Source organism: Streptomyces sp. NPDC029292, assembly GCF_055569295.1.
Genome location: NZ_JBVHXR010000006.1, coordinates 283,924 through 303,202, shown reverse-complemented (window position 1 = coordinate 303,202; position 19,279 = coordinate 283,924). Strand labels below are relative to the sequence as shown.

At 69.0% G+C, this 19,279-nt stretch carries 17 protein-coding genes and 1 pseudogene; 11 read left to right on the top strand and 7 right to left on the bottom strand.

Annotated features, from left to right (window positions below; all coding sequences use genetic code 11):
* Nucleotides 1-36 precede the first annotated feature (36 nt).
* Nucleotides 37-999: an electron transfer flavoprotein subunit alpha/FixB family protein gene (locus ACZ4WS_RS16610; RefSeq protein WP_467980986.1), complete on the top strand. Its 963-nt coding sequence runs from the start codon at nucleotides 37-39 to the stop codon at nucleotides 997-999.
* A 54-nt stretch (nucleotides 1,000-1,053) separates the two neighbouring features.
* On the opposite strand, the gene ACZ4WS_RS16605 is transcribed toward ACZ4WS_RS16610, so the two are convergent.
* Nucleotides 1,054-1,947 carry an endonuclease/exonuclease/phosphatase family protein gene (locus ACZ4WS_RS16605; protein WP_467980984.1) on the bottom strand — a complete coding sequence of 298 codons (894 nt, stop codon included), beginning with the start codon at nucleotides 1,945-1,947 and terminating at the stop codon, nucleotides 1,054-1,056.
* A gap of 125 nt (nucleotides 1,948-2,072) precedes the next feature.
* Here ACZ4WS_RS16605 and ACZ4WS_RS16600 point away from each other — a divergent pair, with 125 nt between their 5' ends.
* Nucleotides 2,073-3,377, top strand: a complete 1,305-nt coding sequence (locus ACZ4WS_RS16600) for a DUF6986 family protein (protein WP_467980983.1) — start codon at nucleotides 2,073-2,075, stop codon at nucleotides 3,375-3,377.
* Nucleotides 3,378-3,417: 40 nt separating this feature from the next.
* Here ACZ4WS_RS16600 and ACZ4WS_RS16595 read toward each other — a convergent pair whose 3' ends face one another.
* Nucleotides 3,418-4,221 (bottom strand): hypothetical protein, encoded by an 804-nt coding sequence (locus ACZ4WS_RS16595; protein WP_467980981.1) that lies wholly within the window; start codon nucleotides 4,219-4,221, stop codon nucleotides 3,418-3,420.
* Between the two features lie 3 nt (nucleotides 4,222-4,224).
* Nucleotides 4,225-5,307: a LacI family DNA-binding transcriptional regulator gene (locus ACZ4WS_RS16590; RefSeq protein WP_467980980.1), complete on the bottom strand. Its 1,083-nt coding sequence runs from the start codon at nucleotides 5,305-5,307 to the stop codon at nucleotides 4,225-4,227.
* A gap of 192 nt (nucleotides 5,308-5,499) precedes the next feature.
* On the opposite strand from ACZ4WS_RS16590, the gene ACZ4WS_RS16585 reads away from it, so the two are divergent.
* Nucleotides 5,500-6,453, top strand: coding sequence for an ROK family protein (locus tag ACZ4WS_RS16585; RefSeq protein WP_467981106.1), 954 nt, complete (start codon nucleotides 5,500-5,502; stop codon nucleotides 6,451-6,453).
* 120 nt (nucleotides 6,454-6,573) lie between these two features.
* Here the strand turns inward: ACZ4WS_RS16585 and ACZ4WS_RS16580 are convergent, their stop codons facing one another.
* A complete protein-coding gene (locus ACZ4WS_RS16580) occupies nucleotides 6,574-8,514 on the bottom strand; it encodes an NPCBM/NEW2 domain-containing protein (protein WP_467980978.1) in 1,941 nt (646 codons plus the stop codon).
* Nucleotides 8,515-8,862: 348 nt separating this feature from the next.
* Between ACZ4WS_RS16580 and ACZ4WS_RS16575 the strand changes: the two genes are divergently transcribed.
* The 7 genes from ACZ4WS_RS16575 (at nucleotide 8,863) to ACZ4WS_RS16545 (ending at nucleotide 14,790) form a co-directional block, all read left to right on the top strand.
* Entirely contained in the window at nucleotides 8,863-10,131 is a 1,269-nt protein-coding gene (locus ACZ4WS_RS16575; RefSeq protein WP_467981104.1) for an ABC transporter substrate-binding protein, read from the top strand.
* 19 nt (nucleotides 10,132-10,150) lie between these two features.
* The gene (locus tag ACZ4WS_RS16570) at nucleotides 10,151-11,065 is read left to right on the top strand and encodes a carbohydrate ABC transporter permease (RefSeq protein WP_467980977.1); all 915 of its coding nucleotides are present in this window, start codon (nucleotides 10,151-10,153) and stop codon (nucleotides 11,063-11,065) included.
* The gene (locus ACZ4WS_RS16565; RefSeq protein WP_467980976.1) at nucleotides 11,062-11,985 is read left to right on the top strand and encodes a carbohydrate ABC transporter permease; all 924 of its coding nucleotides are present in this window, start codon (nucleotides 11,062-11,064) and stop codon (nucleotides 11,983-11,985) included. The genes ACZ4WS_RS16570 and ACZ4WS_RS16565 overlap by 4 nt, the downstream gene beginning before the upstream one ends.
* 731 nt (nucleotides 11,986-12,716) lie before the next feature.
* On the top strand, nucleotides 12,717-12,851 hold the full coding sequence (locus ACZ4WS_RS16560) for a hypothetical protein (RefSeq protein WP_467980975.1): 135 nt from the start codon (nucleotides 12,717-12,719) through the stop codon (nucleotides 12,849-12,851).
* A 115-nt stretch (nucleotides 12,852-12,966) separates the two neighbouring features.
* Nucleotides 12,967-13,161, top strand: a complete 195-nt coding sequence (locus tag ACZ4WS_RS16555; protein ID WP_467980973.1) for a hypothetical protein — start codon at nucleotides 12,967-12,969, stop codon at nucleotides 13,159-13,161.
* Nucleotides 13,162-13,295: 134 nt separating this feature from the next.
* Nucleotides 13,296-14,336, top strand: coding sequence for an NUDIX hydrolase (locus ACZ4WS_RS16550; protein ID WP_467980972.1), 1,041 nt, complete (start codon nucleotides 13,296-13,298; stop codon nucleotides 14,334-14,336).
* A 133-nt stretch (nucleotides 14,337-14,469) separates the two neighbouring features.
* The gene (locus ACZ4WS_RS16545) at nucleotides 14,470-14,790 is read left to right on the top strand and encodes a hypothetical protein (RefSeq protein WP_467980970.1); all 321 of its coding nucleotides are present in this window, start codon (nucleotides 14,470-14,472) and stop codon (nucleotides 14,788-14,790) included.
* Here the strand turns inward: ACZ4WS_RS16545 and ACZ4WS_RS16540 are convergent.
* The 3 genes and pseudogenes from ACZ4WS_RS16540 to ACZ4WS_RS16530 form a co-directional block, all read right to left on the bottom strand.
* On the bottom strand, nucleotides 14,763-15,827 hold the full coding sequence (locus tag ACZ4WS_RS16540) for a protein kinase family protein (protein WP_467980969.1): 1,065 nt from the start codon (nucleotides 15,825-15,827) through the stop codon (nucleotides 14,763-14,765). The genes ACZ4WS_RS16545 and ACZ4WS_RS16540 overlap by 28 nt on opposite strands.
* A gap of 9 nt (nucleotides 15,828-15,836) precedes the next feature.
* Nucleotides 15,837-16,436: pseudogene (locus ACZ4WS_RS16535) on the bottom strand (MBL fold metallo-hydrolase); the annotation flags it as partial.
* A gap of 70 nt (nucleotides 16,437-16,506) precedes the next feature.
* The gene (locus ACZ4WS_RS16530) at nucleotides 16,507-17,862 is read right to left on the bottom strand and encodes a M20/M25/M40 family metallo-hydrolase (RefSeq protein WP_467980967.1); all 1,356 of its coding nucleotides are present in this window, start codon (nucleotides 17,860-17,862) and stop codon (nucleotides 16,507-16,509) included.
* A 183-nt stretch (nucleotides 17,863-18,045) separates the two neighbouring features.
* On the opposite strand from ACZ4WS_RS16530, the gene ACZ4WS_RS16525 reads away from it, so the two are divergent.
* On the top strand, nucleotides 18,046-19,275 hold the full coding sequence (locus ACZ4WS_RS16525) for a geranylgeranyl reductase family protein (RefSeq protein ID WP_467980966.1): 1,230 nt from the start codon (nucleotides 18,046-18,048) through the stop codon (nucleotides 19,273-19,275).
* The last annotated feature ends 4 nt before the right edge of the window (nucleotides 19,276-19,279 follow it).

Below are 19,279 nucleotides of genomic sequence, written 5' to 3'. Positions count from 1 at the left end.
CCCCTCAGACTTCGCAATCCGCAGGAGAGCATCCCCATGGCTGAAGTTCTCGTCTACGTCGACCACGTGGACGGCGCCGTCCGCAAGCCCACCCTTGAGCTGCTGACGCTGGCCCGCCGCATCGGCGAGCCCGTCGCCGTCGCTCTCGGCGCCGGTGCCGCCGACACCGCTGCCGCGCTCGCCGAGCACGGCGCGGTCAAGGTCCTCACCGCCGACGCGCCCGAGTTCGCCGACTACCTCGTCGTACCGAAGGTGGACGCGCTCCAGGCCGCGTACGAGGCCGTCTCCCCGGCCGCCGTGCTCGTCCCGTCCTCCGCCGAGGGCAAGGAGATCGCCGCCCGCCTCGCGGTCCGTATCGGCTCCGGCATCATCACTGACGCCACCGACATCGAGGCCGGCGACGAGGGCCCGGTGGCCACGCAGTCCGCGTTCGCCGCCTCCTTCACCACCAAGTCCCGTGTCTCCAAGGGCACCCCGGTCATCACGGTCAAGCCGAACTCGGCTCCCGTGGAGGCTGCCCCGGCCGCCGGTGCGGTCGAGGCCCTCGCGGTGTCCTTCTCCGAGAAGGCCACCGGTACCAAGGTCGTCGCCCGCACCCCGCGCGAGTCGACCGGCCGCCCCGAGCTGACCGAGGCCGCGATCGTGGTCTCCGGCGGCCGTGGCGTCAACGGCGCCGAGAACTTCTCGATCATCGAGGGGCTCGCCGACTCCCTCGGTGCCGCCGTGGGCGCCTCGCGCGCCGCGGTCGACGCCGGCTGGTACCCGCACTCCAACCAGGTCGGCCAGACCGGCAAGTCGGTCTCGCCGCAGCTGTACATCGCCTCCGGCATCTCCGGCGCGATCCAGCACCGCGCCGGTATGCAGACCTCGAAGACCATCGTGGCCATCAACAAGGACGCCGAGGCCCCGATCTTCGACCTGGTCGACTACGGCGTCGTCGGCGACCTCTTCGAGGTCGTCCCCCAGCTCACCGAGGAGATCAAGTCCCGCAAGGGCTGAGCTGTTTCGTGGGTACGAGGCCCCTGTGACCGTCGCGGTCACGGGGGCCTCGGCTCATCCCAGGCTCAGCGTCGCGCACACGGGCAGATGGTCGCTCGGGAACTGTCCGTTCAGGGCGAACGTGTCGATCGCCACCCGGTGTGCCGTCACTTTGGGCGTGGCCAGAATCCAGTCGATGCGGTCGCCGTCCGGTACCAGTGGCTGGTAGCCGTGGAACGTGGCGTACAGCTTGCTCCGCTCGGCCGCCGTGTCCCAGGTGTCGACGAGGCCGGCGCCGAGCATCGCGTCGTAGACCGCGTTCTTGTGGGCCGCGACATTGAAGTCGCCGGTCACGATGAGCGGCAGGGAGCGATCGAGCCCCGCGACGCGCTGACCGATCAGTGCGGCGGCACGCGCGCGTGCGTACTGACTCTCGCTGTCGAGGTGGGTGTTGAGGAAGTAGAACTCCCGCTCCCCGTCGCGCAGATCGCGGAAGCGGACCCAGGTGACCATCCGGACGCAGACGCCACCCCAGGTGTTCGAACCGATCACGTCGGGAGTGTCGGACAGCCAGAAGTGGTCGTACTCGGCCGGGGCGAGGCGGCGGGTGTCGTAGAAGACCGCCATGAACTCGTCACGGCTGCCGCCCGCGCGGCCCGTGCCGATCCAGTCGTGGTGGGGTCCGAGGTCGGACGCGATGTCGCGTACTTGCTGGTAGAGGCCCTCCTGGGTGCCGATGACGGCGGGCGCCCGGCGGCGCAACAGCTCGCGCATCACCGGCCGGCGCACGGCCCAGCTGTTGGGTTCGGCGGTGCTCGCGAAGCGGAGATTGAACGTCATGACGTCCAGGGGTCTGCCCGCGCGTCTGACCGCGGAGGCCTGCGCTGTACTGAGCAGGGGTACGGCGGCCGCCGCGGCCACGGCGGTCCGCAGCCCCATGCGACGGGTCACTCTGCTGGTGTTCGGCACGCGTGCTCCTTCGGTCGCGGGTCAGGATGAAGGGTGCAAGAGAGTGTTGACCAGCGGGAAGGTCCCCGGATAACTTCGCTATACGGATTTTTGATTCCGTGAAGCGGAAAATAGGAGGGTGTGGGATGGGTCAGGGTCAGCAGGAGAAGGTGGCGACCAGCCTCGCGGGCGCCGTCAGCGAGGAGATCAGTGCCTCCCTCGCCCCGGTCGACGCCGAGCTGGAGCGCCGTTACCCCGGAGACCCCGGCAGCCGGCAGCCCGTCCACACCGTGTACGTACCCGGTGACGTGTTCGCCGCCGACACCATCCGTTCCTGGGGTGACCGGGCCCTCGCCGCCCTTGACGAGCACGCCCCGGACGCCGCCTCCTTCGCCGCCGTCCTCGGCCTCACCGACGAGCTCGCCGAGCCCGTGTACGACCGCGTACGGGCCAAGCTGGAGCGCGAGCCCATCGAAGACCTGCGCGTCGACTTCGAGGACGGCTACGGCCCGCGCCCCGACGCCGAGGAGGACGAGGCCGCCGCGCGGGCAGCACGCCTGATCGCGGAGGCGTACGCGAACGGCACGGCGGCCCCGTACATGGGCATCCGTATGAAGTGCATGGAGGCCCCGGTCCGTGACCGCGGCATCCGCACCCTCGACATCTTCCTCACCGGGCTGATGGAGGCGGGCGGCCTGCCCGAAGGGCTCGTCCTGACGCTGCCGAAGGTGACGTACGCGGAGCAGGCCACCGCGATGGTCCGGCTCCTGGAGGAGTTCGAGAAGGCGCGCGGCCTGGAGCCGGGCCGGATCGGCTTCGAGATCCAGATCGAGACCAGCCAGTCGATCCTCGCCACCGACGGCACCGCGACCGTCGCCCGGATGATCCAGGCCGCCGAGGGCCGCGCCACCGGTCTGCACTACGGCACCTTCGACTACAGCGCCTGCCTCGGCGTCTCCGCCGCCTACCAGGCCAGCGACCACCCGGCCGCCGACCACGCCAAGGCGATCATGCAGGTCGCGGCCGCGGGCACCGGCGTACGCGTCTCCGACGGCTCCACGAACGTCCTGCCGGTCGGCTCCACCGAGAAGGTCCACGACGCCTGGCGGCTGCACTACGGCCTCACCCGCCGTGCCCTGGCCCGCGCCTACTACCAGGGCTGGGACATGCACCCCGGCCACATCCCGACCCGCTACGCCGCAGTCTTCGCCTTCTACCGTGAGGGCTTCGAGCAGGCCGCGGCGCGCCTCTCCCGGTACGCCAACCACGCGGCGGGCGATGTCATGGACGAGCCCGCCACCGCCAAGGCGCTCAGCGGCTACCTCCTGCGCGGTCTGGACTGCGGCGCCCTCGACATCGCCGAGGTCGCCCGCGTGACCGGTCTGACCCGGGTCGACCTGGAGGGCTTCGCGTCGCCGAGGCGGGGGGATCTGACGATCTCGGCCAAGTAATCGCCTCACAGGGGCCGTCGAACGTCTTCGTCAGCGTCGTCTACATCAAAGGCGGCGACAACGATGCACCGCTGCCGTGGCTTCCGGTCCGCTGAGGCCGTACGTACCTCTCCAGACCGGATGCCGTGGTGAGCTTTTCCTCGGCGAACAGCCGGGTGCCCCGCTCGCAGAGCCGTCGGTCGAAGCGGGCCCGCGCGCAGAACTCCTCGGGCGTGTCCCCGAACAGCTCGCGCAGGCGCGGCGACGCGGCGAGGAGAGCGGCGAGCAGCGGACGTTCGCCCGGGTGCGTGCGGGGCGTCCCGGAGCCGTTGTGCAGGACGCCGCGGCGATTGACGTAGAGGTGCGCGCCGGGCAGCAGCTCGCCGGACTCCATCTCGATCCGGAAGTCGTACGAGGGGAGCCTGGCACGGTCGTACGCACCGGTCGGCACCGGCACTCCCTCGCTCGCGTCGACGATCGCGAGCTGGGCCGCGTCGAGCCAGGTGATGAACAACTCGCTGACGGTTCCCGGCGCGTGGAACGGTGACGCGGACACATATCCGAGCAGACTCACATGGGCGGAGACACCGATGCCGATGCCGGTGACCCGCGCCTTCACCATCGGGATCGTGGCGGAGACTCCGTGCTCCGCCATCTTGTGCCGCAGCTGCCCGGGGCAGGCGTTGGAACCGACCGCGACGACCGGGACACGGTCCTCGTACACCAGACGACTCAGGGGCAACAGCCGGTCCCCGTCCAGGAGACCGGACTCCACCGGCCAGGCGCCCGGATAGCTCAACGGACGGTCGCGGGGTGCCTCGGCGAGGCCGAGCGCTTCGAGCGAACGGGGGTCCGGGTCGGCCATGGCTCAGTCCGCCGGCGGCAGTTCCCCCGAACCGCGGGTGATCAGCCGCGTCGGGAGTTCGATGCGTTCCGGGGTGACGAGGGTGCCGTCGAGCTGGCGGAAGAGACGGTCGGCCGCGGTGCGGCCGAGGGCGGCGGCGTCCTGCGCGACGACGGTCACGCCGGGCTGGAGCAGGTCGGCGAGCTCGATGTCGTCGAAGCCGACGAGGGCGACGGGGCGGCCGCGCTCGGCGATGACGCGGACCACGGTGACGGTCACACGGTTGTTGCCCGCGAAGACCGCGGTGACGGGGGAAGGACCGGAGAGCATGCCCTCGGCCGCCTTCCGTACCCGCTGCGGGTCGGTGACCCCCAGGGACATCCAGGCGTCCTCGACCGGTATGCCCGCGGCCTCCATGGCGGCGCGGTAGCCGCGCAGCCGCTCGACGGCGGTGTGGATGCGGGGCATGTCGCCGATGAAGCCGATCCGGCGGTGGCCGTGTGCGATGAGATGGGCGACGCCGTCGCGGGCTCCGCCGAAGCTGTCCGACAGTACGGCGTCGGCGTCGATCTTTCCGGCGGGGCGGTCCACGAAGACCGTGGCGACGCCCGCCTTTATCTCGGGCTCCAGGTAGCGGTGGTCGTCACCGGCCGGGATGACGACCAGTCCGTCCACGCGGCGTGCGCACAGGGCGAGGACCAACTCCTGCTCGCGGTCCGGGTCCTCGGCGCTGGAGCCGTTGATCAGCAGGGCGCCGTGCGCGCGGGCCACCTCCTCGACCGCCCGGCTCAGCGGCCCGTAGAACGGGTCCGCGAGGTCCTCCAGGACGAGGCCGATGCTCGCGGTGCTGCCCTTGCGCAGCACACGCGCGCTGTCATTGCGGCGGAAGCCGAGCGCGTCGATGGCCTCCTGGACGCGGCGCTCGGTGTCCGGGGTGACCCCCGGCTCGCCGTTGACCACGCGCGAGACCGTCTTGAGGCCGACTCCGGCACGCGCGGCTACGTCCTTCATGGTCGGACGGTTGCCGTAGCGGCTGTCGGGTCGGCGGGCGGTCTCGGCCACGATGTGCTGTCCTGTCCTGTCGTCCACGGGGAGGCGTCGGTCCATGGGGTCGTATGAGGATGTGGCATCGAGCATAGAGCCTGGACAACGTTGTCAGATGCGAGGGAGACTGTCCACCGCAATCTCCGGCCTGCGCCTTCCCCCAGGGGCGCGTCGTCCTGCCCAATACCCGGCCGGGGACCCGGACCCGCAGCGCGGCGGGCCCGATACGACACCGCCTTGGGAGACCTGACTCTGATGCACACCGACATCGTGGCCGCGCTCGACATCGGCGGCACCAAGATCGCCGGAGCGCTGGTGGACGGCCACGGCCGGATCCTCCTGCGTGCGCAGCGCGCGACGCCCGCGCAGGAGGACGGCGACACCGTGATGCGGGCCGTCGAGGACGTGATCGGCGAGCTGACGGTCTCCCCGCTGTGGAGCGGGGCGCGCGCCGTCGGCATCGGCAGCGCGGGCCCGGTGGACGCCTCCGCGGGCACGGTAAGCCCGGTGAACGTGCCGGGCTGGCGCGGCTACCCGCTGGTCGAGCGAGTCCGTACGGCCACGCGGGGGCTGCCGGTCGAGCTGATCGGCGACGGTGTGGCCATCACGGCGGCCGAACACTGGCAGGGCGCGGCGCGCGGCCACGACAACGCGCTGTGCATGGTGGTGTCGACGGGCGTCGGCGGCGGTCTCGTCCTGAACGGGCAGCTTCACCCGGGCCCCACCGGCAACGCGGGCCACATCGGGCACATCAGCGTCGACTTGGACGGAGACCCGTGCCCGTGCGGGTCACGGGGCTGCGTCGAGCGCATCGCCAGCGGCCCGAACATCGCGCGCCGGGCCCTTGAGGGCGGCTGGCAGCCCGGTCCCGACGGCGACACCTCGGCGGAGGCGGTGGCCGCCGCCGCCCGCGCGGGCGACCCGGTGGCGGTGGCCTCCTTCGAGCGGGCCGCGCAGGCGCTCGCGGCGGGCATCGCAGCGACCGCGACCCTCGTCGAGATCGACATCGCCGTCGTCGGCGGGGGAGTGGGCAAGGCGGGGGACGTGCTCTTCACGCCGCTGCGGGCCGCGTTGCGTGAGTACGCCACCTTGTCGTTCGCGCAGCGTGTGACCGTGGCGCCCGCGCTGATGGGCACGGACGCCGGTCTGGTCGGCGCGGCGGCGGCCGCGCTCACCCGGAGGGCGAACGCGACCGCGGCGGGAGTGTGACTTCGGCGGGGCGCGACTTCGGTGGGAGTGTGACTACGGCCGGAGTCTGACCTCGGCGGGGGCCCGACGTCGCCCGAGGCCTGACCTCGGCCGAGGCCCGACCTCGCCCGAAGTCCGGCCTCAGCAGCTGAGCTTGGCGTCCGCCCAGTCCGCGTGGTCCGAGTCGATTCCGTCGCCGCCGTCGGTGACGACGAGCCGGACCACCTGGGCGCCGGTCACGTCGGCCGAGACAGGCAGGGCCGGCAGCGCGTTGGTGAGGACGCCGGTCGAGGCGACCTTCGTACCGTCGGCCCAGATCTCGAAGGCGACGGTGCCGTTGGCGCCCTTCTCGTCGTCGACGCCGACGTCCGCGGTGACCGTCTCGCACGCCTTGCCGGTGTAGTACTCGACGGCGCTCTCGGCGTGCACACCGAGCCCCTTGGCGTATACGACCCCGCCGAGAGTGATCGGACGACCGTCGCCCGCGGCGCTCTCCCCGTTGCTGGTGTTGCGCTCAACCGGCCCCCAGCCGTTGGTCGTTGACAGCCACGGAAGGTCCCCGAGGTAGGAGACCCCCGAGGGCGGCGGCACGACCACGGAGGCCTTCAGCGGCAGCACGCTTTCGGCGCGCACGCCGGTCGGTGAGCGGTAACTGGCCTTCAGCGTCAGGTCGTACGAGCCCGTGGACGTGCCGTCGGGCGCGGTGACCTTCCATCTCGTACGCAGTGAGCGGCCCGTCGGCACCGCTCCCGCGGTGGTCGGTGAGGTCGCCTCGACCGTCCAGCCCTCCGGCCCGCTCAGCGTCACCGAGACGTGCTTCGCGGGCGTGCGGCCGAGGTCCGTGACGGTCGACGTGAGCACGGCCGTCTTCGCCGCCTCGACCAACGGGCTCCCGTTCAGGCCGAGTTCGACGGCGGGTGGGTTCTTGGCCCACTCGGCGTCGGTGGAGACGCGTACGAGCACGGTGCCGTGCGCGGGGACGGTCGCCGAGATCGCGCCCGCGGTGTTGTAGCTCGTGTGCTGCCACAGATCGCGCAGCGTGTACGCGTGCGCGTCGGGTAGTCCCACGGCCTGCGCGGTCGTGCCGATCCGCTGTGCGCTGCCGGTCTCGTTGAACAGCGCCACCGCCCGGCTGCCGTCCTTCAGCTCCTTGGCGACGACCCAGCGTCCGCCCTCGGAGGAGAGCACCGTGCCCTGCTCGCCCAGCGGGTCCTGGTCGACCGCGATGACCTCCTTGTTGTCGAGGATGTCGAAGGTCGCGGCGGACGCCTTGCGCAGGTCGGAGCCGATGAGCAGCGGCGCCGCCATGATCGACCACATTGAGAAGTGCGAGCGGTACTCGGTGTCGGTCATGCCGCCGTTGCCGACCTCCAGCATGTCCGGGTCGTTCCAGTGCCCGGGACCGGCGTGCGCGGCGAGCGGCAGGTTCTGCTTGAGGATCGACAGCATCGAGCCCCAGCTGTCGCTGATGTCCCCAGTCGTACGCCACAGATGTCCGACGTCCGACGCCCATTCCCAGGGTTGGTTCTGGCCCCACTCGCAGATGCTGTAGACGATGGGCCGGCCGGTCGCCTTCAGAGCGTCACGCATGGTCGTGTAGCGCAACTTGGCGTCCACGCCTTGGTTGTTGCAGTTGTCGTACTTGAGGTAGTCGACACCCCAGTCCGCGAACTGCTGGGCGTCGCTGTACTCGTGGCCGAGCGCGCCCGGGAATCCCGCGCTGTTGCACGTCTTCGTGCCCGCGCTGGTGTAGATGCCGAGCTTGAGCCCCTTGGTGTGCACATAGTCGGCAACCGCCTTGATTCCATTGGGGAATCGCACGGGGTCGGGTACCAACTTGCCGTTCGCGTCCCGGGTCGGGAGTGCCCAGCAGTCGTCCAGATTGACGTATTGGTACCCGGCGTCCTTGAGGCCCTTGTCGACGAAGATGTCGGCAATCCCCTTGACCATGTCCTCGTTGAACTCGGCACGGCAGTGCGTGGAGTTCCAGTTGTTGAAGCCCATCGGCGGGGTGAGGGCGAGACCGTCCGCCAGTGCCGGGGAGGCGGGTTCCTGGGCGGGAGCGGCGAAGGCGGGCGTCATGAGCCCGCTCGTACACAACAGTCCTGCGGCGAGCGCTCCGATCACTCTTCGGCGGGTTGTGCGGGTGGGAAGGTGACGCATCGTTACGTTCCTCCGAACTCGCGAAAGGTTGGATGTCTGCATGTCCGCGACAACGGTGCGCGTTTACGTTAGGACGTGTCGGACTCTGTTGGAAGAGAAGTGGTAACGGTTGTTCGATATCTCGTCAGAACCCTTGACCGTCTCGCCACATGGGAGTGAGATCCAAGCCTCGCGTTCGGTTGTGTTGAGTGGCACCCCGAGGAGGGGGACATGGCACAGTCATCGGTGAAGGGGCTCGTCGTGCCCGGAGGAACGACAGGACATCGGATGTCCCGGCGAAATCTCTTGCGTGGTGCGGCCGTCGGTGCCGGTGCGCTCACGCTCCCCGCCCTGCTCTCCGCGTGCGGCAGCGGGCCCGGCGGAAACAAGAACGAAGTCACCGTGGGGTCCAACGCGTCGGACCCGGTCCCCAAGAAGGCGTACGCGGCGGCCTTCTCGGCGTACGAGAAGAAGTCCGGCAAGAAGGTCAAGGTCAACACCAAGGACCACAACGACTTCCAGGAGAACATCAGCCGCTATCTCCAGGGCACGCCCGACGACGTCTTCATGTGGTTCGCGGGATATCGCATGCAGTACTTCGCGGAGAAGGGGCTCCTGCACGAGATCAGCGATGTGTGGAGCGGCTTCACCGGATTCTCGGATGCCCTCAAGGAGCAGTCGACGCACGGCGGCAAGCAGTACTTCGTGCCCTATTACTACTACCCGTGGGCCGTCTTCCACCGGAAGAGCCTCTTCCAGAAGCAGGGATATCAACAGCCCAAGACCTGGGACGAGTTCGCCGCTCTCGCCAAGCAGATGTCCAAGGACGGCACACCGGTCGCCTTCTGCGACAAGGACGGCTGGCCCGCCATGGGCACCTTCGACTACATCAACATGCGCCTGAACGGATACGACTTCCACAAGTCCCTCATGGCGGGCGAGGAGTCGTGGACCGATACCAAGGTCAAGAAGGTCTTCGACACCTGGCGCGAGCTCATGCCGTACTACCAGAAGGGCGCCCTCGGCCGTACCTGGGAGGAGGCCGGGCAGAGCCTCCAGCAGCGCAAGACCGGTATGGCGGTCTTCGGAATGCCGCACCCCGGCACCCAGTTCCCGGAGAACGAACGCGACGACATCGACTTCTTCGCCTTTCCCGAGATCGACCCGCAGTACGCGCAGGACGCCGTGGAGGCCCCCATCGACGGCTTCCTCGTCGCCAAGAAGTCGAAGAACCTGGACGGCGCCAAGGCCCTGTTGAAGTGGCTGGGCACGCCCAAGGCCGAGGACACCTACCTCGCCCTCGACCCCAACAACGTGGCGGTCAACGACGGCGCCGACACCTCCAAGTACAGCGCCCTGCAGAAGAAGTCGGCCCAGCTCGTCTCGGGCGCCAAGCAGATCTCGCAGTTCATGGACCGCGACACCCGGCCCGACTTCGCCTCGACCGTGATGATCAAGGCGATCCAGGACTTCATCGGCAACCCGAAGGACGTCGACGGTCTCTGCAACAGCATCGAACGACAGAAGAAGACCATCTTCTCGTCGCCCGTCGGCTGAACCTGGGGGAAGACGTTCCGTGGCGCTCAACATCCCACGGCGCGCCGGACGGCGGCGGCTGCGGCGGTTCACCCGCCGCGACGTCGTCGTCCTCAGCGTGCTCCTCGGCATACCCGTCCTGCTGGACATCGTCATCATCTGGGGCCCCACACTGGCCTCCATCGGACTGTCCTTCACCTCCTGGGACGGCATCGGCGACATCCACTGGGTCGGCGGTGACAACTACAAGAACATGGTCGAGAACTACCCGGTCTTCTGGCCGGCCGTCCGCCACAACATCCTGTGGCTGCTCTTCCTCGGCCTGATCGCGACCCCCTTCGGCCTCTTCCTGGCCGTCCTCATCGACCGGGGCGTCCGCTTCAGCCGCTTCTACCAGTCGACGATCTACCTGCCGGTCGTGCTCTCGCTCGCCATCGTCGGCTTCATCGCCCAGCTGATCCTGGGCACCGACCAGGGCGTCATCAACACGATCCTGAACAACCACAACGACCCGGTCGACTGGCTCGGCGACTCGCACATCAACCTCTGGATGATGATGATCGCGGCGAGCTGGCGGCATACCGGCTACGTGATGATCCTCTACCTCGCCGGACTCAAGTCCGTCGACCCGCAGTTGAAGGAAGCGGCCGCGATCGACGGTGCGAATGAGCGCCAGACGTTCTTCCGTGTGGTCTTCCCGACGCTGCGCCCGGTCAACGTCATCGTCGGCGTGATCACCGTCATCGAGGCGCTGCGCGCCTTCGACATCGTCTACGCGGTCAACAAGGGCCGCAACGGCCTGGAACTGCTCTCCGTCCTGATCACCGACAACATCATCGGAGAAGCCAGCCGCATCGGATTCGGCTCCGCCATCGCGGTCGTCCTGCTCACCGTCTCCCTGGGGTTCATCGTGACGTTCCTGGTCCAAGAGCTGCGAGGTGTGCGCGACCGATGACAGCCGACATCCGCGCCGGCGCCCCCACCCGTCCGGCCGCAGCTCCGGTGGAGACTCCCAAGCCCCGTACGCGCCAAGGTCGTTGGGGTGTGCACATCTTCCTCATGGGCGTCTCGCTCGCCTTCCTCGCGCCGCTCCTGCTCGCCGTCTACGCCTCGCTGCGCCCGTACGAGGAGACGGCGCAGCACGGCTACTTCTCCTTCCCGAAACACCTCTCCTTCGAGTACTACCGCCGTGCCTACACCGAGTCCGGCATGGGCAAGTACTTCACCAACACGCTGCTGATCGCCGTACCCGGCGTGCTGATCACCCTGTTCCTGGCCTCGTTCGTCGCCTTCGCGGTCTCCCGCCTGAAGCTGCGCGGCGGCCTCGTACTCCTGATGTTCTTCACGGCGGGCAATCTGCTGCCCCAGCAGGTCATCGTCACCCCGCTGTACGTCCTGTTCAACAAGATCCCGCTGCCCTGGTGGATGTCCGATTCCCTGATGATGTACGACTCCTACTGGGCCGTCATCATCGTCAACATCGGCTTCCAGCTGGGCTTCTGCGTCTTCGTGCTCGCCAATTTCATGCGGACGCTGCCACAGGAGATCCTGGAGGCCGCGATCGTCGACGGCGCGGGCGTGTGGACCCAGTTCTGGCGCATCACGCTGCCGCTCTGCCGCCCGGCCCTCGCGGCCCTCGGCACCCTGGAATTCACCTGGATCTACAACGACTTCCTCTGGGCCCTGATCTTCATCTCCAACCCCGACAAGCTCCCGATCACGTCATCCCTCAACAACCTGCGCGGCCAGTTCTTCACCGACTACAACCTGCTGGCCGCGGGCTCGGTCCTCGTCGCCCTCCCGACGATCATTGTGTTCCTGGTGCTGCAACGGCACTTCATCGCGGGGTTGACGCTGGGGTCGACGAAGGGCTGACTGAGTCAGGACGGGCTCGGCGACGAGCAGGCCATTTCGGCAGCGGTGATTTTCGGCCGATCAACGAAACGAGTTGGTAGATCCAGATCATATGCCAGCTGAATAGCCATGATCTCGTGGAAGCGTCGTGCGAATGAAGTTGGTCGAAAGTTGGGTGCCAGCTTCGTCCGGCTTTCGCAATCCCCGCTGTTGAAGCCCGGCGGGCGAGTTCTCCCGGCTTATGTGTACGACAGCAAGTTGTCCCCACTTGGTTGCCAGTCGAATCGAGCGCAGTAACCAACTGGGGACAACTTGAGTGTCCGGTTGACTGTGTTGACCGAGTCGGCTGAGCCGCCCAGGACTCCGAACTGCCGACCCGTGGTCCTTATTCCCGCTGGTGAGGCCGTCTACCGCCAGGTCGCCAACTCGCTCCTCTCGGCAGTTGGTCGGCCGGTGGCGGAGTTGGTGGACCCGGACTGTGCGTTACCCCCTCCGCGCTGTCGAGATCTGACAGTTCGGCCGAGCGTGCGGCGGCACAATGTAAAAGCGGCTCCCCGCTGACGACGGGGAGCCGCGAGTGATAATCCGCTCTGCTCAAGGAGGGAATCATCGATACCCAGCCTACGGGGCCCGAGCCCCCGGAAGAAACCGCGCCGATGGATTCGAGCCGCGCTTCGGCGGTTGTGCCTGCCGGCACAGCCATCACTGGCGCAATTCTTGCGGTCGCGTTTCGTGATCACGCGGCTCTTTTCATGACCGTCTCGGTCGCCGCAGCACTGCTGCTCGTGGTGATGGTGGCGGTCGCTCCGGCCGTCTGGTCGCGCAGGCCCGAACGCAGGGCCGCCGCGCTGGCCGTCCTCGCCACGCTGCTGGGCCGGCGCAAGTGAACCCGCGTCCCTGCTCCACCCCTTTGGAGCAGGGGCCCCGGGACTCCGCAGGTCACGTCCTGACCGTCACGCGAGTGAACCGTGACCCACCCTCGGTTTCGCAGTTGAACCGGGCATGAAGAAGCGCAGCATGCTCGCCATCGCCTCCCTCGCCACCGGGTTCGTCGTCGCGGCGATCACCCCGTCCCATGCCGCGGACGGCCATGTCCTCGGCGATCCGAATGTCAACGACACGGTCAGCACCCTCGATCACACCATCAGCAGCGACAGTCTGGCCATGGACGAGGGCGCGCTGGGCCAGAACACCTGAAGGGTCCATCGACGGCGCCGGTGCCTCCTGGGACGGGGCACCGGCGCCGGCGGGTCGGCTCCCTCATCAGGGCCTGGTTTCCGCGGCAGGGTGAAGCGGGCAAGCCACAGGGGGCCAATAGAAGAGGGGGAACCGTGATCGTCTGGATCAACGGTGCGTTCGGTGCGGGGAAGACCACCACCGCACGGGAACTGATCGAGCTGATCCCGAACAGCACACTCTTCGACCCCGAGGACATCGGCGGCACACTCACGCACCTGCTGCCGCCCAAACGCCTCGCCGAGGTCGGCGACTTCCAGGACCTGCCGATCTGGCGACGCCTGGTGGTCGACACCGCGGCCGCCATGCTCGCCGAGCTCGGTGGCGTCCTCGTGGTCCCGATGACCCTGCTCCGCCAGGAGTACCGCGATGAGATCTTCGGCGGCCTCGCCGCGCGCCGGATCCCCGTACGGCATGTGCTCCTCGCCCCGGCGGAAACGATCCTGCGCGAGCGAATAGCCGGGCGCGAGGTGCCCCCGGACCTGCCCGACGGTGAAATGCGTGTGCGCCAGTGGTCCTACGACCACATCGAGCCCTACCACGCGGCGCTCGCCTCCTGGCTCACCGCCGACGCCCACCCCGTGGACACCAGCGCGCTCACCCCGTACGACACCGCCCTGCGCATCGCCGATGCCGTACGCACCGGGGACGCGCCCGTGTGCGACATCGTGCAGACCCCCGAACCCACCGCCGAGACCGTGGCCGCGGGAGTGCTCCTCTTCGACGAACAGGACCGCGTGCTGCTCGTCGACCCGACCTACAAGGCCGGCTGGGAATTTCCCGGAGGCGTCGTCGAACCCGGCGAGGCCCCCGCGCGCGCGGGCATGCGCGAGGTCACCGAGGAGACCGGCCTCACGCTCGACGAAGTACCCCGTCTCCTCGTCGTCGACTGGGAGTCGCCCGCACCCCCCGGCTTCGGCGGTCTGCGCCTGCTGTTCGACGGCGGCCGCCTCGACACCGCGGAGACCGGGCGTCTGCTGCTGCCCGGCCCCGAACTGCGTGACTGGCGCTTCGTCACCGAACAGGAGGCGGCCGAACTGCTGCCACCCGTGCGCTACGAACGGCTGAGGTGGGCGTTGCGGGCGCGCGAGCGCGGGGCGGCGCTCTATCTGGAGGCAGGGGTTCCAGTCGGCTGACGTCGCGACTTTGCCCGGCATGAGACGTTCCGAGAGAGAAGCGAGAGGGATCCAAGAGGGAAGCGAGGGAGAATCGACGCAATCCCGGTATGGATCGGGAACTTACGACGAGAAGAAAATCCAGCAGTGGAACGTGCAGGACACCAACGGCAACACCTTCGAGAACGGCGAGACCCTCGGCGTCGTCCTGCCCCAAGTCTTCATACCCGCAACCGACTTCAGCATCGAAGGCGTCGTGGAACGACGGTACGGCCATCACCGCAGACGACTTCGTCTACTACTGGCGCACCAACAACGGCAAGGACTGTCCGCCGCCGCCCGCGAGCGACTCCACCCAGACCAAGGGCTGCTCGCCGCAGAGCACCGCCGGCTACGACCGGATCAAGTCGGTCACCGGATCGGTGGCGGAAACCCGGTGGCCTGTCACTACGCGGAGAGTGTCGAGCTGCTCTGACCGAGTCGGCGCAGCTCCTCCCACGGGTACGGGGTCTGCCGACTCTCCAACTGGAGCCTGCGGTTGAAGTCCGCCGTCACGGCGGCGAGGGGCGCGTGGCGGTCGAGGATCGCGGCGGCCGCCGAGGGGATTCCCTCGGGCAGCTCGCCCTCGGCGCAGGCGCGCACCACCGCGTCCCGCTCCTCCTTGCCGTACCCGTACAAGGCGGTGAGCAGCCAGTTCACCAGATGCGTCACCGTGTAGGAACGGTCGTAGGTCCGGTGCCGGTCGAAGAAGTCGCGTTCCTCCCGGGACAGTTGGAAGCGGGAGGAGAGTGCGAGGCCGAAGTCCGCGAAGTACAGCTGTCGGCCGTCGGTGAGGATGTTCTCGAAGTGTGCGTCGAAGTGCACGAGTCCGCGCGCGTTCATGAAGGAGACCCCGGTTTCCAGGCCGCGCTCCACCAGGGCGAGCGCCTGGTTGTCGTCCTGTAGCCGGGCACCGAGCCAGTCGTGGAGGGTGTGAGGGATGTACTCCAGGAACAGCGCGATGCTCGCCGAAGCGGTACGGAGCGCCTCGATCCGGTGGCGCACCTCCTCAGAGCCTCCCCAGTAGGCCACGGCCCTTTCCACGTCGGCCAGTTCCTCGGGCAGCGGCTGCACCGAGTCGGGCAGCACCCGCCAGTGATACATCAGCGGGAAGCCCCCGAACTGCCCGGCCAGCACCCAGTTCGTGGTCATGATGTGCACGGCGAGCTCGCGCCAGGCTCCGAAGCCCGGGCCGCCGATGCCGTACTGGCAGAAGGACGGCAGTCCGAAGAGGTTGGCCGTGGACCGGACGTTCTCCGGCAGCCTCTCCGGATCGGTGAGCGGGACTCGCTTGACGAAGACCGGGGTTTCGGCGACGTCCATCAGCACGGATCTCCCACCGATGCCGGAGCCGAGAGGCGTCGCGGCGGCGAGGAGTTCCGCCAGCTCGCGATCACTGCACAGGGCCAGCGACGTGGAGACGTCACCGTGGACATCGATGCGGGCGGCATGCGCCGTGTCAGGACTCTTCACCGCGACAAGCTACCCCTCGTCGTACCGCGCCGCCGACTCCCGCAGTGCCGCCGAGGCCTGCCCGATCACCGGGTCGCCGTGCCCGAAACAGGCCACGTCGGTGTCGAGTTCGGCCAACCGGCGGAACGAGGTGACCGCCTGTTCCCGGTCGAGGTTGAACACGCCGAGCATCACCTGGCCGTCCACCGGCGAGGCCGCCACCGCGTCGCCCGTGAGCAGCACGCCGTGCGCCGGGAGATGGAGCGCGATGCTGCCATCCGTGTGACCCGGGACATGCACGACGTGTGCGCCGCCACCGAAGCCGAGGACATCGCCGTCCGACAGCTCGGTGATGTCATTGGGACAGGCGGGTTCGATCGGCCGCGGCGGCAACAGCCTGCTGACCTCCGCGTGGATCGGACGCTCCCAGTCCTCGAACACCGGTGGAGGCCCCGGGACTTCACCGCGCACGACGCCCGCGTCCAGACGGTGGGCCAGCACGGAGGCGCCGCTCAGGGCGGCGAACTCGCCCGCCCCTCCCGCGTGATCCTCATGAAAGTGGGTCAGGACGATGTGTCGTACGTCGGCAGGGTGCCGGCCGCTCTCGGTGATGGCCCGGACGATCGACGCCGAGTGCCGTGGGCAGAACCGGATCAGCCGGTTGCTGTGGGCAAGACGGATCAGCCGGTCGCGTCCGGGATCAGCTCGCCGCGTAGTTCCGCAGGAACAGTGCCTCCGCGATCGAGAGGCGCTCCAACTCGTCCGGCGAGACGCTCTCGTTCACCGCGTGGATCTGTGCCTCCGGCTCGCTCAGGCCGATGAGGAGGATCTCCGTCTGCGGGTAGAGCGAGGCGAGGGTGTTGCAGAGCGGGATGGAGCCGCCCATGCCCGCGGTCTGCATCTCCTGTCCCGGGTAGGCGACCGACATGGCCTCGGCCATCGACGCGTACGCGGGGCTGGAGGTGTCGGCGCGGAACGCCTGGCCCTGGCCGATCTGCTCGGTGCTCACCCGCGCGCCCCACGGCGTGTGCGCCTCCACATGGGCCTGGAGCAGCTTGGTGGCCTCGGCCGCGTCCATGCCCGGCGGCACCCGCAGGCTGATCAGCGCGCGGGCGCCCGCCTGCACGGACGGCGTCGCGCCGACGACCGGCGGGCAGTCGATGCCGAGGACGGTGACGGCCGGACGCGCCCAGACCCGGTCCGCGACCGTGCCGGAACCGATGAGCTCCACCCCGTCGAGCACCTTGGCGTCCTCGCGGAACGCCGCTTCCTCGTACTGCAGGCCGTCCCACTGGGCGTCGGCCGCCAGCCCGTCGACGGTCGTGGAACCGTCCTCGGCGCGCAGCGAGTCCAGTACGCGGATCAGCGCGGCCAGCGCGTCGGGCGCCGCGCCGCCGAACTGCCCCGAGTGCAGGTTCCCTTCCAGGGTGTCGACCTGGACGCGTACGAGGGTCATGCCGCGCAGGGTCGCGGTGACCGTCGGCAGACCGGCCCGGAAGTTGCCGGCGTCGCCGATGACGATGATGTCGGCGGTCAGCAGCTCCGGGTGTTCCTCGGCGTACTGCTCCAGACCGCCCGTGCCCTGCTCCTCCGAGCCCTCGACGATCACCTTGACGCTCACGGGAACGCCGCCGTTCGCCTTCAGCGCCCGCAGCGCGAGGAGGTGCATGACGAAGCCGCCCTTGCAGTCGGCGGCGCCGCGCCCGTACCAGCGGCCGTCGCGCTCCGTCAGCTCGAACGGCGGCGTCACCCAGGCCGCTTCGTCCAGCGGCGGCTGCACGTCGTAGTGCGCGTACAGCAGGACCGTCTTCGCACCCTCGGGCCCGGGCAGGAAGCCGTACACCGACTGCGTACCGTCGGGGGTGTCGAGCAGCGCCACATCCTGGAAACCCTCGGCGCGCAGCGCGTCGGCGACCCAGTTCGCGGCGCCCTCGCTCTCGCTCTTGGGATATTGGTCGAAGTCCGCCACCGACTTGAAGGCCACCAGCTCGGTGAGCTCCGCCTTGGCCCGGGGCATGAGCGAGGCGACGGTCTCGGCGACCGGATTCGACGACATGGGCACGCTCCTTGTGGGTGCGACGTTGTATTTCTGTGTACAGATGATCGTGCGGTGCGTAGGCGCGTACTGGTTGCAGGGCGCATACGCCGCCGATCCTCCCACAGTGGCCTGCGGCGATGCCCGCCGTAGGATGCGGGAGACAGGTGCGGCAGACGGCTGGACTGGGAGCAGTAGACCATCGTGAGCAGCGAGAACTCATCGGCGGACGACGAGCAGCGGGCGTCGGCGGACGACGGGCAGCGGGTGTGGGACGTCGTCGTGGTCGGCGCGGGGCCCGCGGGCGCCTCGGCCGCCTATGCGGCAGCGGTCGCGGGACGCAGTGTCCTGCTGCTGGAGAAGGCGGAACTGCCCCGCTACAAGACGTGCGGCGGCGGCATCATCGGCCCCTCGCGCGATGCGCTGCCACCCGGCTTCGAGCTGCCGCTCCAGGACCGGGTGCACGCGGTGACGTTCTCGCTCGACGGCAAGTTCAACCGCACCCGCCGCTCCAAGCAGATGCTGTTCGGGCTGATCAACCGGCCCGAGTTCGATCAGCAGCTCGTCGAGCACGCCCAGAAGGCGGGCGCCGAGCTGCGTACGGGTGTCACGGTGTCGAGGGTCGAACAGCACGGGTCGGCCGTACCGGACCGGCGCACCGTCGCCGTCGTCCTGCAGGGCGGTGAGACCCTGCTCGCGCGGGCCGTCGTCGGAGCGGACGGCAGCGCCAGCCGCATAGGAGCGCACGTCGGCGTGAAGCTCGACCAGGTCGACCTCGGCCTGGAGGTGGAGATCCCGGTGCCGGAGACCGTCGCCGAGGACTGGCAGGGCAGGGTCCTCATCGACTGGGGGCCCATGCCGGGCAGCTACGGCTGGGTGTTCCCCAAGGGCGACACCCTCACCGTCGGTGTGATCTCCGCCCGGGGTGAAGGGGCCGCCACCAAACGGTACTTGGAGGACTTCATCGCCCGGCTCGGCCTCGCCGGCTTCGAACCGGCCATCTCCTCCGGCCACTTGACGCGCTGCCGCGCCGACGACTCGCCGCTGTCGCGCGGGCGGGTGCTGGTGTGCGGCGACGCGGCGGGACTGCTCGAACCCTGGACCCGCGAGGGCATCTCCTTCGCACTGCGCTCCGGACGGCTCGCGGGGGAGTGGGCGGTACGGATCGCCGAGGCGCACGACGCGGTGGACGCCCGCCGCCAGGCGCTGAACTACGCCTTCGCGATCAAGGCGGGGCTCGGCGTCGAGATGAGCGTCGGCAAGCGCCTGCTCACCCTCTTCGAGCGCCGCCCCGGCATGTTCCACGCCGCGATCACGGGCTTCAGGCCCGCGTGGAGGGCGTTCGCGGGGATCACTCGCGGTTCGACCACGCTGGGCGAGCTGGTGCGCTCCCACCCGATGGCCGGGCGCGCCCTGACCGCCATAGACCGGTGACCTG

Bases quoted from the DNA above. Each gene is read 5' to 3' on its own strand.
- ACZ4WS_RS16610 (WP_467980986.1), top strand. From the start codon at position 37: ATGGCTGAAGTTCTCGTCTACGTCGACCACGTGGACGGCGCCGTCCGC.
- ACZ4WS_RS16600 (WP_467980983.1), top strand. From the start codon at position 2,073: ATGGGTCAGGGTCAGCAGGAGAAGGTGGCGACCAGCCTCGCGGGCGCC.
- ACZ4WS_RS16595 (WP_467980981.1), bottom strand. From the start codon at position 4,221: ATGGCCGACCCGGACCCCCGTTCGCTCGAAGCGCTCGGCCTCGCCGAG.
- ACZ4WS_RS16590 (WP_467980980.1), bottom strand. From the start codon at position 5,307: ATGGACCGACGCCTCCCCGTGGACGACAGGACAGGACAGCACATCGTG.
- ACZ4WS_RS16585 (WP_467981106.1), top strand. From the start codon at position 5,500: ATGCACACCGACATCGTGGCCGCGCTCGACATCGGCGGCACCAAGATC.
- ACZ4WS_RS16580 (WP_467980978.1), bottom strand. From the start codon at position 8,514: ATGACGCCCGCCTTCGCCGCTCCCGCCCAGGAACCCGCCTCCCCGGCA.
- ACZ4WS_RS16575 (WP_467981104.1), top strand. From the start codon at position 8,863: ATGTCCCGGCGAAATCTCTTGCGTGGTGCGGCCGTCGGTGCCGGTGCG.
- ACZ4WS_RS16565 (WP_467980976.1), top strand. From the start codon at position 11,062: ATGACAGCCGACATCCGCGCCGGCGCCCCCACCCGTCCGGCCGCAGCT.
- ACZ4WS_RS16560 (WP_467980975.1), top strand. From the start codon at position 12,717: ATGACCGTCTCGGTCGCCGCAGCACTGCTGCTCGTGGTGATGGTGGCG.
- ACZ4WS_RS16555 (WP_467980973.1), top strand. From the start codon at position 12,967: ATGAAGAAGCGCAGCATGCTCGCCATCGCCTCCCTCGCCACCGGGTTC.
- ACZ4WS_RS16530 (WP_467980967.1), bottom strand. From the start codon at position 17,862: ATGTCGTCGAATCCGGTCGCCGAGACCGTCGCCTCGCTCATGCCCCGG.